The 15971-nt window shown below is 65.7% G+C and carries 12 protein-coding genes; 8 read left to right on the forward strand and 4 right to left on the reverse strand.

Annotated elements, in window-relative coordinates; genetic code table 11:
* Window positions 1-85: 85 nt before the first annotated feature.
* The gene (gene metK / locus GTW58_RS01960; RefSeq protein ID WP_119932474.1) at window positions 86-1264 is read left to right on the forward strand and encodes a methionine adenosyltransferase; all 1179 of its coding nucleotides are present in this window, start codon (window positions 86-88) and stop codon (window positions 1262-1264) included.
* The gene (locus tag GTW58_RS01965; RefSeq protein ID WP_119932416.1) at window positions 1257-3668 is read left to right on the forward strand and encodes a primosomal protein N' family DNA-binding protein; all 2412 of its coding nucleotides are present in this window, start codon (window positions 1257-1259) and stop codon (window positions 3666-3668) included. The genes metK and GTW58_RS01965 overlap by 8 nt, the downstream gene beginning before the upstream one ends.
* 19 nt (window positions 3669-3687) lie before the next feature.
* Here GTW58_RS01965 and GTW58_RS01970 read toward each other — a convergent pair whose 3' ends face one another.
* Together GTW58_RS01970 and GTW58_RS01975 are read right to left on the reverse strand one after the other, a co-directional pair.
* Window positions 3688-4830 (reverse strand): glycosyltransferase family 4 protein, encoded by a 1143-nt coding sequence (locus tag GTW58_RS01970; RefSeq protein WP_232817963.1) that lies wholly within the window; start codon window positions 4828-4830, stop codon window positions 3688-3690.
* A 3-nt stretch (window positions 4831-4833) separates the two neighbouring features.
* The gene (locus GTW58_RS01975; protein ID WP_052209602.1) at window positions 4834-5853 is read right to left on the reverse strand and encodes an alpha/beta fold hydrolase; all 1020 of its coding nucleotides are present in this window, start codon (window positions 5851-5853) and stop codon (window positions 4834-4836) included.
* 240 nt (window positions 5854-6093) lie between these two features.
* Here GTW58_RS01975 and leuS point away from each other — a divergent pair, with 240 nt between their 5' ends.
* The 5 genes from leuS to holA all read left to right on the forward strand — a co-directional run bounded on the left by leuS (window position 6094) and on the right by holA (window position 14286).
* Window positions 6094-8613 carry a leucine--tRNA ligase gene (gene leuS, locus GTW58_RS01980; protein WP_119932415.1) on the forward strand — a complete coding sequence of 840 codons (2520 nt, stop codon included), beginning with the start codon at window positions 6094-6096 and terminating at the stop codon, window positions 8611-8613.
* Between the two features lie 22 nt (window positions 8614-8635).
* Window positions 8636-9556, forward strand: a complete 921-nt coding sequence (locus GTW58_RS01985; RefSeq protein WP_209436264.1) for a DegV family protein — start codon at window positions 8636-8638, stop codon at window positions 9554-9556.
* A 133-nt stretch (window positions 9557-9689) separates the two neighbouring features.
* Entirely contained in the window at window positions 9690-10544 is an 855-nt protein-coding gene (locus GTW58_RS01990; RefSeq protein ID WP_231559412.1) for a ComEA family DNA-binding protein, read from the forward strand.
* Window positions 10541-13219: a ComEC/Rec2 family competence protein gene (locus tag GTW58_RS01995; protein ID WP_119932414.1), complete on the forward strand. Its 2679-nt coding sequence runs from the start codon at window positions 10541-10543 to the stop codon at window positions 13217-13219. The genes GTW58_RS01990 and GTW58_RS01995 overlap by 4 nt, the downstream gene beginning before the upstream one ends.
* Before the next feature lie 59 nt (window positions 13220-13278).
* Window positions 13279-14286, forward strand: a complete 1008-nt coding sequence (holA, locus tag GTW58_RS02000) for a DNA polymerase III subunit delta (protein WP_047690159.1) — start codon at window positions 13279-13281, stop codon at window positions 14284-14286.
* Between the two features lie 99 nt (window positions 14287-14385).
* On the opposite strand, the gene rpsT is transcribed toward holA, so the two are convergent.
* Both rpsT and GTW58_RS02010 read right to left on the reverse strand, forming a co-directional pair.
* Window positions 14386-14649, reverse strand: coding sequence for a 30S ribosomal protein S20 (gene rpsT, locus GTW58_RS02005; protein ID WP_047690161.1), 264 nt, complete (start codon window positions 14647-14649; stop codon window positions 14386-14388).
* Between the two features lie 168 nt (window positions 14650-14817).
* Complete coding sequence (locus tag GTW58_RS02010) at window positions 14818-15384, reverse strand: type II toxin-antitoxin system PemK/MazF family toxin (RefSeq protein WP_047690174.1); 567 nt, start codon at window positions 15382-15384, stop codon at window positions 14818-14820.
* 57 nt (window positions 15385-15441) lie between these two features.
* On the opposite strand from GTW58_RS02010, the gene GTW58_RS02015 reads away from it, so the two are divergent.
* Window positions 15442-15969, forward strand: coding sequence for a MarR family winged helix-turn-helix transcriptional regulator (locus tag GTW58_RS02015; RefSeq protein WP_156125420.1), 528 nt, complete (start codon window positions 15442-15444; stop codon window positions 15967-15969).
* Window positions 15970-15971 lie beyond the last annotated feature (2 nt).

The raw sequence follows: 15971 nt of genomic DNA on the forward strand, positions 1-15971 counted from the left end.
GGGTACCCTGGTGTGCGTGACTTCCACCCCTGATTCTCTTCACGGTTCCGCCGCTGCTGTCGGCGGTGCTGCGGGCCGTTCCAGCTTGTTCACCTCCGAGTCCGTCACGGAGGGGCATCCGGACAAGATCTGTGACCGCATCTCCGATTCCATTTTGGACGCCCTGCTGAGCAGTGACCCCAGTTCCTCCGTGGCCGTGGAGACCATGGCCACCACAGGTCTGGTTCACGTTGCCGGTGAGGTGAAGTCCCACGGGTACGTGGACATCCCGGCCATTGTGCGCAAGACCATCCTGGACATCGGGTACAACTCCTCCGTCCAGGGTTTTGACGGCAAGTACTGCGGTGTGTCGATTTCCGTGGGGGAGCAGTCCCCGGAGATTTACGATGGCGTGTTCAACTCGCTGGAGAACCGTGAGGGCACGGCCAAGGACCCCCGTGATGCGCAGGGTGCAGGGGACCAGGGCATCATGTTCGGCTATGCCTCCAACGAGACCGATGTGTTGATGCCGGCACCCATTCACTGGGCGCACCGGCTCTCCGAACAGCTCACCCGGGTGCGCAAGACCGCGATCCTCCCGGAGCTGCGCCCGGACGGAAAAACTCAGGTCACGTTGCGTTATGACGGCATGACGCCGGTGGCGGTGGACACCGTGGTGGTTTCAGCCCAGCACGCCGAAAGCTATGACCTGGACCAGTTGCGCCATGACGTCCACGAGTCCGTGATCCAGCCTGTGTTGGAGGAATCCGGACTGGATCTGAGCCAGGTCAAAATCATCATCAACCCGGCCGGGAACTTCATCACGGGTGGTCCGGTGGGGGATGCCGGATTGACCGGACGGAAAATCATTGTGGACACCTACGGCGGCATGGCCCGCCACGGCGGTGGTGCCTTCTCCGGCAAGGACCCCTCCAAGGTGGACCGCTCTGCCGCATACGCCATGCGCTGGGTGGCCAAGAACATTGTGGCCGCGGGTCTGGCGGACCGGGCCGAAGCCCAGGTGGCTTATGCGATTGGCAAGGCCCGCCCGGTGGGTGTGTACGTTGACACCTTCGGCACCGAAAGCGTGGACCCGGCCGCCATTGAACGCGCTGTCCTGGAGGTCTTTGACCTGCGGCCGTTGGCCATCATTGAGGAACTTGACCTCAAGCGCCCCATCTACGCCAAGACCGCAGCCGGCGGACACTTCGGCCGCAAGGACTCGGATTTCACGTGGGAACGCACCAATCGTGCTGACCAGCTGCGGTCTGCCGTGAATGCCTGACACCAGCGGGCCCTCAGCGCAGCAGCCGCAGTACCCCTCAGCTCAGCGCCCGCAGGACCACACAGCACAGCAGCGGCCGGAGCACATAGCGGGCGAACAACTGGAGTTGTTGGCGGTGGCTGATTCCGCGCCACCGCGCAGGGATGCAGGCGCTGGCGGTGCGGGCAATCGCCGAGCACGGACCGGGTCAGCCCCTGGGACCGGGTCATCGGCTGGGACCGGCAAGCGATCTGGCGGCGGCGGTCATGACCACGCCCCGGCATATCTGGCGGAGGATCTGCCGGTGGCCCGGGTGATCCTGGAGAGTCACGTGCCACATCTGGATCGGGTGTTCGACTACGGCGTGCCGCGCGATCTGGCGGATCAGGCACAACCCGGAACCAGGGTGCGGGTGCGTTTTGGTGGTCAGCAAATGATGGGGTGGCTGATCGAGCGGGCCCAGGATTCCCAGGTGTCACGGGACCGCCTGCAGCCGCTGCAGCGGGTGGTCTCAGCCTGTCCGGTTCTCACGGAGTCCACGGTGGCCGTGGCGCGTCTGGTGGCGGCCCGTCATGCGGGAACGCTCTCGGACGTGCTGCGCGCGGTAGTTCCGCCGCGAGTGGCTGCCGTGGAGAAGCGTGCCGCACAGATGCTGGCCACAGACCCGGAAGACACCGAGGAATCCACAGGTTCTTCGTCCGAGTCGGACATTGGTCCGGGGTCTGATGCTGTCCCTGAGTCTGGTGCAGTTCCGGACTCTGATGCAGCGCGGGAGTCGGATGCAGTGAACGAGTCGGATGCGCCGGGCGTCGTCGTGGTGCCTGAGGACGTACTGCGGCTCTGGCAGCTCTATCAGAACGGTGCCACGGTGTGGCAGCAGCTGACCGAGGCGACTGACGATGCCGAGCCGGTACGCGCCGTGGTGCAAGCCTTGCCCTCCCACCCGGAGCACAACGCTCTGGATCTGGTGGCTCATGCCGTGGCGGCCACGGCGGCGCAGGGACGCGGTGCGGTGGTGGTGGTCCCGGATGCCAAGACCTTGGATCGGTTGCAGGCAGCCGTGGATGCCGTGGTGCCTTCTGAGATGGTGGCGCGTCTGCACAGCGAGGACAAGCCCACGCCCCGGTATCGCGCGTTTCTGGAGGTCTTGCACGGGCGTCGTTGCGTTGTGCTGGGAACTCGTCCGGCCGTGTGGGCGCCGGTGCACAATCCCGGGTTGATCGTGGTTGTCAACGATGCAGACACCAATCTGGTGGAGCAGCGCGCCCCCTACCACCATGCCCGTGACGTCGCCCTGTTGCGCAGCGAAGCCCAGGGACTGTCCCTGCTGCTGGTTTCCCACGCCGTGTCCCCGGAGGCTCAACGTCTGGTGGACACAGGTTGGGCCATGCAGCTCAGACCCAAGCGGGACGCTCTGCGGCGGCACATGCCGCGGATCGTGGCCACCGCGGATTCCTGGCATGCCGAGCGGGACTCTCTGGCAGGGCGGGCGCGCCTTCCGGAAACGGCCTACCGGGTGGCCCGCCAAGCCTTGGAACGTGGGCCGGTTCTGGTACAGGTGGCCCGTGCGGGCTACGCACCCACGATTGCCTGCGACCGCTGCCGGGAGCCTGCTCGGTGCACCGTGTGTGACGGTCCGTTGCGCATTGGTGGTCACTGCCAGATGCCGGTGTGTGGATGGTGCTCCCGGGAAGCCTTGGCCTGGTCCTGCGGGGTGTGTTCCTCCACAGGGTGGCGTATGACGAGCGTGGGCAGCCAACGTACGGCTGAGGAACTCGGACGAGCGTTTCCTCAGGTGCCGGTCATCGCCTCCTCCGGGGATGCGGTGCGCCGCAGTGTGACGGCACAGCCGGCGCTGGTGGTGGCCACACCAGGTGCCGAACCCTGGGCAGATGGAGGTTATGCCGCCGCCCTGCTGCTGGACGGTGACCGGATGTTGTCCCGTCAGGGGCTGCGCGCCGAGGACGAAACCCTCAACCGCTGGTTCGAGGCAGCTGCCCTGGTGCGTGCGGCTCCGGACGGTGGCACGGTGGTGATCACCTCCGAGCACACCCGGGCCGTCAACACCCTGGTGCGGTGGGATCCCACGGGGCATGCGGTCCGGGAACTGGCCGAGCGTCGTGCCCTGCACCTGCCTCCGGCGGTTCGTTCCGCAGCGGTGACCGGACCCCTTGATGCGGTCCAGGATTTCCTGGGGCTTGCCGGTCTGCGTGACAATGACCCCTCTGTGCGCCTGATCGGCCCAGCACCCGTTGAAACCCACGGACAATCCACGGAGGAGGAGAGCCACAGGGTGCTCTTGTTCTTCCCCTATTCGGTGGCAGCAGACGTCACGCGCCGTCTGCGCGCCGCCAGAGCCGAGGCCTCAGCCCTGCGGCGCTCAGCGCCCGTGCAGGTGCGCTGTGATGTGGCTGACCTCCTGTGACGCCCTCCCTCAGGTGGCCTCACGGCGCCAGACGACGACGCCGGACGTCGTCCACCACGCTCAGCAGTTCCCTGGCTGAAGACTCCCACGTGGAGGCTGCCGCGATGGCCACACCACGTTGCACCAGGGGCCAAGCACGCTCCGGGTCGCCCAGGACGCGAACGGCATCTGCAAAGGCTCGTGAATCACCCACTGGGGCGTAGAGTGCCGCGTTGCCTGCGACTTCACGGAAAATCGGGATTGCGGAGCACACCACAGGTGTTCCGGCACTCATGGCTTCCATGAGGGGCAGTCCGTAGCCCTCTCCCCGTGAGGCATGAACCAGGGCAGTGGCCTGCTGCAACAGGTTTCGGTAGGCGTCATCGTCCAGCCCGTTGTGAAAAACCAACCGAGCGTGCGGTGCCAGATCGGTGAGCTCCTGGCGTCGGGAATCACTGATCCCTGAGACCAGGTGCAGTTCATGGTGGGGGAGCGCAGCTGCCATGCGCACCAGGGTCTCCACGTCTTTGTACGGCATGAAAGAGCCCATGTAGATCAGCTTGTGGGCAGCATCCTGCCGTGACCGCGCCTCCCACAACCGGTGGGCCTGTTCCACGGAAACCACCTGGTGGGCGTCTGCGGCATTGGGCACCACGTGCACCGGGCGTTTGGTCAGCCGGCGCCGGCGGATCAACTCCGCCGAGGTGTGGGAGACCGTGGCCACCGCATCCGCACGGTTCAGGGCCACACGCTGGGGCAGCACAGACTCGTGGAACAACCGCCAACCTGCCCGCACGGCAGCGGGGAGATGTCCCGGGGGTGTGGGGTGGTCGTAATAGATCAGGTCATGCAGGGTCAGGATCAGCCCGAACCTGCGCCGGATGGCACCCATGGTCTGCATGGGGGAGAACACCACGTCCGGACGGTGGCGATTGAGCACCTGACCGGTCACAAGTTCCTTGGCGGAGACGGGATCCGGCCCCATGAACCAGGCAAGATCCGGCAGCTTGTCCAGCTGACGGGGGTCGGAGACCATCACCTGCACGTCAAGATCAGGGCGGGTGGGCAGGATCTGGGCCACACCGTGGGAAAGCCCTGTCACGTAGCGCGAGATCCCGTCATGGCGCCCCACCTTGACGTAACGGGCATCAATCACCAGACGGGTGATGTCGGCAGCGGGCACGGCTCACCGCCTCCGTCGTCGTGAGACCACGGGCAAGAGCTGGGTCAGTTGGGAGGTGTTGGGTCGGGCCAGGTCCAGGCTGGGCAGTTCGTCGTGGATCTCCACGGGCTCCGGAGCGGGCCCGATCAGGAATTGGTCCACCATTTCCGCCACCTCGGGTGCTTTCTCGTAATGGATCAGGTGGCCGACCTCTGGGAAGTCGTGGGTGAGGCGGCGTCGGATCCACGCGGCCATCCGTTGCTGGGAAGCGGGGCTGCCCATGGGGTCCTTGCCGCCGGTGATCAGCAGAACCGGCATGGTCAACAGTGGGGCCACCTCCGCCACCGTGCCCTCCGTGGATGCCTGATAGGCCTCCCGGAGAACCCTGTTGCTGGCGTAGCTGCCAAAGTAGGCGCGGTGTTGGTTGACGATGTACTCGCGGATCTCCGGGTCCTGAGTGGTGGTCATCTCCCGGCTCATGATGTCCGTGGCGGTGTTGCTGCGCAGCAGTTTGTCCCCGAGCCCGAACGGCAGTTTGGAACCCAGCGAATAGTAGGTGTCAGCAATCGAGGAGGCCAGGGCATTGTCCGTGGTCAGGGCCGGCTGGCTGATGGGATTGACCAGGATCAGACGCTCCACCATGCGCGGTGACTCCGCGGCCAGGTGGGCGGCAATCACGGAGCCGAAGGAGTGACCCAGCAGGGCAATGCCGTGATCGGAGTCCGGGGTCACGGTGCCATCGGTCAGAGCCTGGATGAACTCCCGCAGGAACCGCACATAATTGGCCACGCTGTGCGTGCTGTCCTCCCCGGCATCATCCGGGAATGATTCGGAGCGCCCGAATCCCGGCAGGTCCGGCACCACCACGTGGTAGCGATCCCGCAAGGCATCAGCCACCAACTGCAATCCGTGATGATCGCCGCGGAACCCATGGACCATGACCAGAAGCGGCTTGGGGTTGGTGTCGACGTCGTAGAACCAGTACCGGACCTTGTAACCGTCCAGGCGCAGACTGCGTCGTTCGGCTCGGGGGTTCTCCAGCATGGGTTCCTTTCAGACGTGTGAGCAGGTGGGGCACCACAGGCGATGCACCGTGCGTGCAGCCGTGACCAGTCTAGGCAGCGGGTCTGAGTGGGCGCTGAAGAACAGGCACGCACACCCGTGGTCCAGGGCTAGAATGGCACGGTCTGCCCTGACCCGATCCGGCCACCGCCCGTAACTTGCGGAAGCCGACAACGCGGCAGCCAGTCACCACCACCAACGCACAGCTCGAAGGCGAGGCACGTGAGCACGCAGCAGGAGACCACCGCAACCCAGGCCACCGCAGACGCGGATGGCGCCCAGGTGTGGAACGCCGCTGACCTTGAAGCCCGCTGGGGCGGTTGGTGGGAGCAACAGGGGGTGTTCCGCCCCCTGGATGACGGATCCAAGCCCCGCCGCTACGTCCTGGACATGTTCCCCTACCCCTCCGGTGACCTCCACATGGGTCACGCCGAGGCCTTTGCCATGGGGGATGTGGTGGCCCGCTACTGGCAACTGCGTGGATACGACGTCATGCACCCCATCGGGTGGGACTCCTTTGGCCTGCCGGCAGAAAACGCCGCCATCAAGCGCAACGCCCATCCGGCCGAGTGGACGTACAAGAACATTGAAACCCAGAAGGCCTCCTTCAAGCGCTATGGCATTGCCGTGGACTGGGACAGGGAGCTGCACACCTCCGATCCCGAGTACTACCGCTGGACACAGTGGCTTTTCCTGCAGTTCCACGCCCGCGGCCTGGCCTACCGCAAGAACTCCCCGGTCAACTGGTGCCCCAAGGACCAGACCGTGCTGGCCAACGAGCAAGTGGTGGACGGGGCCTGCGAACGCTGCCACACCCTGGTGACCAAAAAGGCCCTCAACCAGTGGTACTTCCGCATCACCGACTACGCAGACCGCCTCCTGGATGACATGTCCCAGCTGGAGGGCAAATGGCCCGAGCGCGTTCTGGCCATGCAGCGCAACTGGATCGGGCGCTCGCAGGGTGCTCACGTGAAGTTCGTGATCGACGACGCCCCCGGCTCGGCCGGGCAGCGGGAGGTCACCGTGTTCACCACCCGCCCGGACACCCTGCACGGGGCCACGTTCTTTGTGGTGGCAGCGGATGCGGATTTGGCCAAGGAGCTGGTTACCCAGGACCGAGCTGCTGAACTGGATGCATACCGGGAGCAGGTCAAGGCGCTGTCCGACATCGAGCGCCAGTCCACGGACCGGGAGAAGACCGGTGTGTTCCTGGGCCGCTACGCCGTGAACCCACTCAACGGTGAGAAGCTGCCCGTGTGGGCTGCTGATTACGTGCTGGCCGACTACGGCACGGGTGCCATCATGGCCGTGCCCGCCCATGACCAGCGTGACCTTGACTTCGCCCGGAGCTTTGACCTCCCCGTGCGCGTGGTGGTGGAGACCGAGGACGAGGACCCCGCAGTCAGTGGCGTGGCCACCGCGGGTGAGGGCCGCCTGATCAACTCAGGTGCCCTGGACGGTCTGTCCAAGGCGGAGGCCATCGCCCGGGCAGTAGAGCTCATTGAGCAGGCCGGTACCGGTGAAGCCACTGTGAACTACCGGTTGCGTGACTGGCTGCTGTCCCGTCAGCGTTTCTGGGGTGCCCCCATCCCCATCATCCACTGCGATTCCTGTGGTGAGGTTCCTGTGCCGGAGGACCAGCTGCCCGTGCGTCTGCCCGATGACCTGCGCGGTGAGCAGTTGGCGCCCAAGGGCCAGTCACCGCTGGCAGCAGCTTCGGATTGGGTCAACGTGGCCTGCCCCTCCTGTGGCGGTGCCGCGCAGCGGGACACGGACACCATGGACACGTTTGTGGACTCCTCCTGGTACTTCCTGCGCTACGTCTCCCCGAACGACGACGCAGCCGCCCTTGACCCTGAAGCTGTGCGCCGCTGGGGCCAGGTGGATCAGTACGTGGGTGGTGTTGAACACGCCATCCTGCACCTGCTCTACGCCCGGTTCTTCACCAAGGTGGTTCATGACCTGGGGCTGATCGAGCACACCGAGCCCTTTGACCGTCTGCTCAACCAGGGTCAGGTGCTCAACGGCGGGCGAGCCATGTCCAAATCGCTGGGCAACGGTGTGGACCTGGGCGAACAGCTGGACGAATTCGGCGTGGACGCCGTGCGCCTCACCATGGTCTTTGCCTCCCCGCCGGAGGACGACGTCGACTGGGCCGATGTCTCCCCGGGCGGAGCCCAGAAGTTCCTGGCCCGCGCATGGCGCCTGGCGCAGGACGTCACCTCGAGCCCGGGCGCAGATGCCGCCACGGGTGCGGTGGATGTGCGGCGGGCGACTCACCGGGCGGTGGCGGACGCGGCGTCGTCGTTGGAGAACCACAAGTTCAATGTGGTGATCGCCAAGACCATGGAGTTGGTCAACGCGCTGCGCAAGGCCATTGACTCCGGTGCCGGTGCAGCGGATCCGGCCGTGCGGGAGGGTGTGGAGGCGGTGGCCATCCTGCTCTCCCTGGTGGCCCCGTATACAGCCGAAGACATGTGGCACACCCTGGGTCACAACGACGCCGTGCTGCGGGCCGGCTGGCCCACCGTGGACGAATCGCTGCTGGTGGATGACACCATCACCGCCGTGGTGCAGATCAAGGGCAAGGTCAAGGACCGCCTGGAGGTGCCCGTGGAGATTTCCGAGGCAGAGTTGCAGGAACGCGCTCTGGCTTCCCAGGTCATCAAGGACCTGATCGGGGACGCCCCCGTGCGCAAGGTGATCGTCCGGGCACCCAAGCTGGTCAACATCGTGATCTGACCTGACACCACTGGTGAAGCCCATGCCCAAGATCGCCGTGGTCACTGATGATGCCGCCGCCCTCCCAGCCACGTGGTTGGGGCGCGGTGGTGCGGACGGTGCGCGGGCAGGGTTGCAGGTGGTTGGCATGCCGGTGATGGTGGACCACCAGATTTTCGCGCCGTCACAGGCCTCCGAGGAACCGGACCTGGCGCGATCCCTTCTGGTGGCGCTGGCAGAGGGCCGAAAGGTCACGACGTCGCGGCCCTCGCCTGGGCAGTTCCGCCGGGTGTATCTGCAGTTGCAGGAACAGGGGTATGAGGCCATTGTATCCGTGCACTTGTCCGCGGAACTCTCCGGAACCGTCTCATCTGCCCGGATTGCACGGCGGGGCATCACCATCCCCGTGACGGTGGTGGACACCCGAACGGTGGCCATGGCCCAGGGCTTAGGGGTGCAGGCGGCCTGGAACGCTGCAGCCCATGGGGCGGACATGGCACAGGTGGTGCAGACGGCGCGCACCGCTGCTCAACACCAGGTGTTCTTGTACGTCCCGTCCCTGGAACAGCTCAAACGCGGCGGGCGGTTGGCGCCGTCCGTGGCGCGGGTGGGATCCATGCTGCAGATCAAACCGCTGTTGACGGTGCAGGGCGGACGCCTTGTGGTGGCCGAAACACCGCGAACGGCCGTGAAGGCCAAGGCCCGGTTCCGGGCCCTGGTGGGTTCTGCACTGGAAGCTGCGATCTCAGTGGGCAGCGGGTCCGCGGTTGGTTCCCCCGAGCCGGATCTGGTGGTGCACCATCTGGCGGATCCGGATGGTGCCCATGACTTGGTCGGCGATGTGACGGAACAGTACGCACCGGATGCCGTGGCGGAGGTGGTGGAAATCCCGCCCGTGCTGGCCGCACACGTGGGCATTGGAGTTCGGGCGGCCGTGATCCGTCATCCGAACCTGCAGCCCTGATGGGTCGGCGGACCTCCGGGTCCCCGGGCGTGAATCCTCCACACCCTCCTTTCTGGTCCCGGTCACTGGGCTGACCCTCCACAGTTCGACGGTGCTAGTGGTGGAGGCAAGCCAGCGGTGATGTGGTGGGTCCATGAGCCCTGTGAACCACCGAGGTCGCCGTCGATTGGATCCTGAGGCCCCGGTGGAGCGACTCCGGGGCCTGTTGGCCAACGACGCCGCGGACCAGGATCAGCAGGAGGGCCAGGAGGACCCCGAGCCGGTGGCGGCAGATCAGAAGACCACGGCATGGACCCCGCCGGTGCGGTGGAAAGTCCCGTGGGCGGCGGTCCTCGTGGCATCGGTGGCACTTCTGGCCGTGGGGTTGAGCCTGATGTGGCCGGATCACGACGACTCTGAAGCCGTGGAGGTCTCTGCGGCCATCGGGACTGAGCCTGCGGGCAGCCTCTCGCCTGCGGCCTCCTCTGGTGCCACGGAAAGTGCTGGCGGGCCCACCGATGCCGGCACAGGGACAGTTTTGGTTCATGTGGTGGGGGAGGTTCGCAGCCCCGGTGTGGTGGAAATCCCGGCCGGCGGCCGTGTCCAAGATGCCGTGGAGGCGGCCGGTGGACTGACCAGTCAAGCAGTGGTCACTCATGTGAACCTGGCAGCACCGGCCACAGACGGTGTGCAGATCTCCATCCCGGATGCCGAGGGTGACCGCCAGCTGGCGAACAACCCGGTGGAGGTTGGCCCCTCAGCGGCACCTGAGCCGGCATCGTCCTCCAGCGCCTCAACTGCAGCGGGATCCAGTGGTGCGCTGGTGAATCTGAACACCGCCACTGCTGCAGAGCTGGAAACCCTGCCGCGGGTGGGGCCGGTCATGGCGCAACGGATCATTGAGCACCGGGACCAGGTGGGAGGGTTCCGCAGCGTGGAGGAACTGGATGACGTCACCGGGATAGGACCGGCTATGCTCTCAGCCCTGACCCCGTTGGTGACCGTGTGAACTCGGCGGAGCATCACCTGGCGGCGCCGCGCCCCACGGTGGACGTGCGGCTGGTCCCGGCCGCCGCGACGGCGTGGGGCACAGCCCTGGTGCTCACGGGTCAGAACTCGTGGGTGGATGTTTCCTCCGGCTGGTTGACTGTGGTGGGTTTTGTCCTCGGCATGGGGTCGGCAGGGGGTCTTTCGGCACTGGGACTGGCCTGGATTGCCAGTGGGGGCAAGCCAGGCAAACTGGTGTTACCCGACGCATCAGGGGGACTGCATCGTTTATCTGGTCGGATGCAGGCGATTGCTGTCCGGTGGCGCATGGTGGCCGCCGGGGCTCTGCTGTGCCTGATGGTCTCAGGGGCCGTGACGGCCACAGCACTCCAGCAAGAGGTGGGGGTGGACCGAGCCCTGTCCGATCTCAAGGAATCCCAGTCGTCGGGGGCCGGTCAGGAGAGCTCCCCGGCGCAGGGCACTGGAACAAATGGTGTCCACCGCGTGCGAATGCAGGTGGTGGACCGCCCGTTGGCGTGGTCGGCAGCTTCCACAGGGGGCAGCTCTGGTAGCGATGACTCGAGCTCACGCACCTGGGGACAGGATTCCGGGGAGGCAAGCGGCGGCGTCGTGATTGCGGTGCAACTGGAGAACGGTCAGGGGGCAACGGTCTTCGCGGGGGATTCCCGGTGGCGATCCGTGCGGTCCGGGGACATGGTGGAGGCTGTGGTCACGGTCCCGCCCTCGGCCGCCCGTGACCTTCAGCTGCGAACTTCCGGCGCCCCGAAGACGGTGGGCACGGTGGAGCGTGGTGCGTTCATCGGCTGGTTGGACCAGTCCAAACGTCGGTTCCTGGCTGGAGCCACCACACTGGGCCCGGAGGCCGTGAGCCTTCTGCCGGGCATGACCTACGGGGATCGGGCAGCCTTTGATCCCGAGCTCGAGCAGGCCATGAAAGACACCGGACTGACCCATCTCACGGCCGTCTCCGGATCGAACTGCGCTCTGGTCATGGTTCTGGCGGGTCACCTTGTGCTGGGATTCGGGGCGCGGCGTCGTACGTGCATTGTGGCCGGGCTGGCGGCCCTGGGCTCCTTTGTGCTGCTGGTGGGTCCCGATGCCTCCGTGGTGCGGGCAGCGGTCATGGGCACCGTGGCTGCGGTGGGAATCCTGGCCGGACGTGGTGGTACGTCCCTGGCCGCGCTGAGTGTGGCGGTGTGCGGGCTGCTCGTGGTGGATCCGGCCTGGGGACGGGACTTCGGTTTTGCTCTGTCCGTGTGCGCCACGGCCGGAATCATTGTGACCGGGCGTCCGCTGATCAGGATCTTGACCCAGCACTTTCCGGCGGTGGTGGCCACGGCCATTGCCATTCCCGTGGTGGCCCAATTGTGGTGTGCTGCCGTGCTCACCCTTCTGACGCCTGCGGTTCCGGTGTTCTCCGTGGTGGCCAATGCGGTGGTGGCCCCGGTGGTGCCGGTGGTCACCGTGCTGGGATTGTTGGCGCTGCTGGCCTTCGGCCAACCGTGGGCACTGGGGCACTTCGTGGGGCAGGGATTGCTGACGGTGGGGGACCTGCCGGCTGGATTCGTGGCGGTCACTGCCAGATTCTTTGCCGGATTGCCCGGTGCGGTGGTGCCGTGGTGGCAGCCGCCCCTGGGCCCTGTGGTCATGGCCTGCATGTGCCTGGTGTTGATCGTTCTGGTCCATCGGTGGGACGCCGCCATCTCCCGCAGGCACGTGTCGGGCCGGGTTGACCCGTCGCACCCGGGCCCGCCCGTCTCCGAGCAGCAATGGAGAGCACTGACCCGTACCCGACGCCGGTGGAGGTGGATCTCCTGGAGCATCACACTGAGTGCCGTGGCCGTCCTGGTGCTCGGGTGGTTGATCAAACCGGCGGTGCCAACCGACTGGATGGCCGTCATGTGCGACGTTGGGCAGGGGGATGCCATGTTGCTCCGTTCCGCCTCCGGAGGGGAAACGGCCACGGTGCTGATCGACTCAGGACCGGACCCCGGTGCGTTACGGCGCTGTCTGCGCACGGCTCAGGTGGATCAGCTGGACCTGCTGGTTCTGACCCACGACCATGCCGATCACGTGGCCGGAGCGGCTGGTTTGGACCAACAGGTCGGCATCCAACAGGTGTGGTGGTCCTCCGGCACCGGCAGACCGCCCCAAGAAATCACCGAGTGGTCCGTGGCCGTCCAACAACCTGCCGTGGGTCAGGTGTGGGAGCACAACGGATTGCGGTTGCAGGTCCTGGGTCCATCTGGAGACCCGGCACCGTCCGTGGATTCCTCGGGGGAGAACAACGCCTCCCTGGCCATTCGGGCCACCATCCAGGGGGATCGGGATCAACCAGGCGTTGCGGTGTTTGCCGCAGGTGACATGGAGGAGGACGGCGCCACACGGTTGATCCGTGACCACGGACACCAGGCGGGTGGTCCGTTGGATGTGGACGTCTTGAAGGTTTCGCACCACGGAGCTCGCAACGGCGGCACCAGGATCGTGGATGCCACCACTCCCAGCTTGGCTCTGATCTCCGTGGGGGAGAACAACGACTACGGTCACCCGCACCCCGACATCACCACCCATGTGGCAGGAATCGGGGCCGTGATGGCGCGAACCGACCACATGGGCACCGTGGGGCTCTACATCAATCCGGACGGCACCACCCTGGATGTCAGGCCCCTCCCATGACCCGCCTGACTCAGTGCACCGTGCGTTGTGGTGTCCGTGGCATGTGGGATTCTTGATCCATGCCACCCCGTAAACGAGCCCAGCAGGCAGCCACCGGACCCAGCTGGCGGGAGATCGAACCCGCTCCGTTGATCTTGCTGACCGGCAAGGAGGACTACCTGGCGGCACGCGCAGTGGACCGTGTGCGCGCGGCCGTGAAGGAAACCAACGGGGGAGTCGAGTTCACCCGAGTGGATGCCTCCACCTACGGCCCGGGTCAACTCTCCGTGTTGGCCAGCCCCTCCCTCTTTGACGATGCAAAAGTCATCCTGATCGAGGACCTGGCGCAGATGAACGATGACCTCCTCGCAGATGCGTTGGCCTATGCGCAGGCACCGGACCCGGAGGTCGTCGTCGTGATGGCGCACAGTGGTGGTATGCGCGGGAAGAAGCTGCTGGATGCCTTGAAGGCCACGGCAGTGGTGGTTGAGTGCGCGCCGCTGAAGAACGACCGCGACAAAGTGGACTTCGTCCGCCACGAGTTCCGGGTACACGGACGCACCATTGATCCCGACGCCGCTCGCGCACTGACAGAAGCGGTGGGATCATCCACCTCTGAACTGGCCTCAGCCTGTGCGCAGTTGCTCTCCGACGGACCGGAGCATGTGACCTATGACGAGGTGGAGACCTATTACGGCGGACGGGTGGAGGCCACGGCCTTCAAGGTGGCGGATGCAGCCCTGGCCGGGCGGTCAGAGGTGGCGCTGAAACTGTGGCGTCAGGCATTGGACACCGGTACGGATCCTGTTCCCATGGTGGCCGCGCTGGCCTCCAAGGTGCGCCTGGTGGCGGCTGTTCACGGTGTACGTGGATCAGCCCAACAGTTGGCCGGCAAGGTGGGTGCAGCCCCGTGGCAGGTGGAACGCGCCCAACAAGAGACTCGCAGATTCGAACAGTCAGATCTGGTGGCGGCGCTGCGCGCCCTGGCGGATGCTGATGCGCAAGTCAAAGGGGAGGCAAGGGACGCCGCCTACGCCGTGGAACGAGCCATCACCACCATTGCACTCTCCGGCAGGCACGCAGTGTGAGCGATTGGCCCTGAACACGGGGAAAGCCCCGCACCGTGATCACGGTGCGGGGCTTTCGCCACACGCCACGGGTGGTGAAACCCAGAAACGCAGTGAGCCTCAGGCCATGCCGTTGACGCGGGCTGCCAGGCCGGACTTCTTGTTGGCGGCGTTGTTCTTGTGCAGAACACCCTTGGAGACGGCCTTGTCGTACTTACGGGAAACCTCGCGCAGTGCGGTGGCGGCAGCGTCCTTGTCGCCGGCCTCAATGGCGGTGTCCAAGCGACGCACGTAGGTCTTCAGCTCGGACTTGTATGCGTTGTTGCGCAGACGAGCCTTCTCGTTGGTCAGAATGCGCTTCTTCTGGGACTTGATGTTTGCCACAGATAACTCCTTTGAGTGAGCGGTGATCGGTCAGTGAGGGCAAACGGACGGTGTCACCGACTGAGACGTGAGAGTGGGGATGCTCGCTTGGCGTCCTGTCCGCAGTGCCCGGCGATCAGCGCGGACACACAGCGAAGAACTCTAGCAGAATCAGCCCCTCCCGTGGGGTCAACGTGACTGGAGTCCGTGGATCACGGTGTTGAATCGGTCACGCCCCAGCACCGCGCCGTCGCGCCGGATGTCTGCTTCCAGCACCTGGATGATGCGATCAACGCGCACCTCTGACGGGCGCCCCTGCCGGTCCCAGTCACCCGTGCCGATGTCCACGTAGTCATCATCCCGGGTGCGGTTGTTGTTGTGGTCCTTGGAGGTCAGCATCAACGCCAACAGGTACTGCCCGTTGCGCCCCACAATCAGGACGGGACGGTCCTTTCCGCGCGAGTGGTCCTCCTGATACGGCACCCAGGTCCACACGATCTCACCGGGATCGGCCTTGCCATCCGGGTGGGGATCGTATTCAGAGCGCACAGGACCTCGGTAGTCACCCGGGTACGGCTGGGAGAGCTGCCCACCGGAGTGGCTGGTGCGCGCCGGGCCGTTGGAGGCCATCGTGGAGGTGGCCGGAGTCTGCCCGCCGCCACGGTTCTGGGACGACGACGCCCGGTCCTGTTGGCGCTTGATCTGCCGGTAGGCGGAGAAGGCCACTCGCACCAGGCGGGAGAGATTCACGTTCATGGGAGCCATTGAACCATCACCGGCGTGCAAGGCCCGGTGTCCATTTATGATCAGGGCATGAATCCCTCGCATGAGCACCACGTGACGCCGCCTGCCGGTGGTGAGCAGCTTCCATCCGGTCTGCACCGTGAACTCATGCTCTCACTGCAGGACTTCACCACTGAGTCATCACGCTATGCAGACAGCGTGCGGCGTGCCTACGGGCTCGGTCACTCCGATGTCCACGCGTTGTCCGAGGTCATGGCAGGTCAACGTCATGGTTCTTTACTACGAGCGGGAGACATCGCCCGGCGCCTGGTGATCTCGGCATCTGCTGCCACCGCGGTGATAGACCGTCTGGTCAAGAGGGGCCATCTGGTTCGCCAGCAGGATGCCCGGGATCGCCGAGAAGTGGTGCTGAAAGCCACCCCCACGGCGGCGGCCACAGGCAAGGCCATGTTCTCCGCCCTGGAGCAGGAACTGGGGGCAGAGTTGGCCACGTGGTCAGAGGCGGAAATTTCCGTGCTGCGTCGTCGTATGCCTCAACTCACCGAGGCCGTCCGGCGAGCACAAGACGTCACGCCGCCACCCCCTGACACCGCATGACG

The organism is Kocuria subflava, assembly GCF_012163155.1.
In the GTDB taxonomy this organism is placed as follows: domain Bacteria; phylum Actinomycetota; class Actinomycetes; order Actinomycetales; family Micrococcaceae; genus Kocuria; species Kocuria subflava.

What these genes read in the sequence shown, in the direction of transcription:
- GTW58_RS01990 (WP_231559412.1), top strand. Translation starts at nt 9,690, where the DNA reads ATGAGCCCTGTGAACCACCGAGGTCGCCGTCGATTGGATCCTGAGGCC.
- GTW58_RS01965 (WP_119932416.1), top strand. Translation starts at nt 1,257, where the DNA reads ATGCCTGACACCAGCGGGCCCTCAGCGCAGCAGCCGCAGTACCCCTCA.
- GTW58_RS01975 (WP_052209602.1), bottom strand. Translation starts at nt 5,853, where the DNA reads ATGCTGGAGAACCCCCGAGCCGAACGACGCAGTCTGCGCCTGGACGGT.
- GTW58_RS02010 (WP_047690174.1), bottom strand. Translation starts at nt 15,384, where the DNA reads ATGAACGTGAATCTCTCCCGCCTGGTGCGAGTGGCCTTCTCCGCCTAC.
- GTW58_RS02015 (WP_156125420.1), top strand. Translation starts at nt 15,442, where the DNA reads ATGAATCCCTCGCATGAGCACCACGTGACGCCGCCTGCCGGTGGTGAG.
- holA (WP_047690159.1), top strand. Translation starts at nt 13,279, where the DNA reads ATGCCACCCCGTAAACGAGCCCAGCAGGCAGCCACCGGACCCAGCTGG.
- GTW58_RS01985 (WP_209436264.1), top strand. Translation starts at nt 8,636, where the DNA reads ATGCCCAAGATCGCCGTGGTCACTGATGATGCCGCCGCCCTCCCAGCC.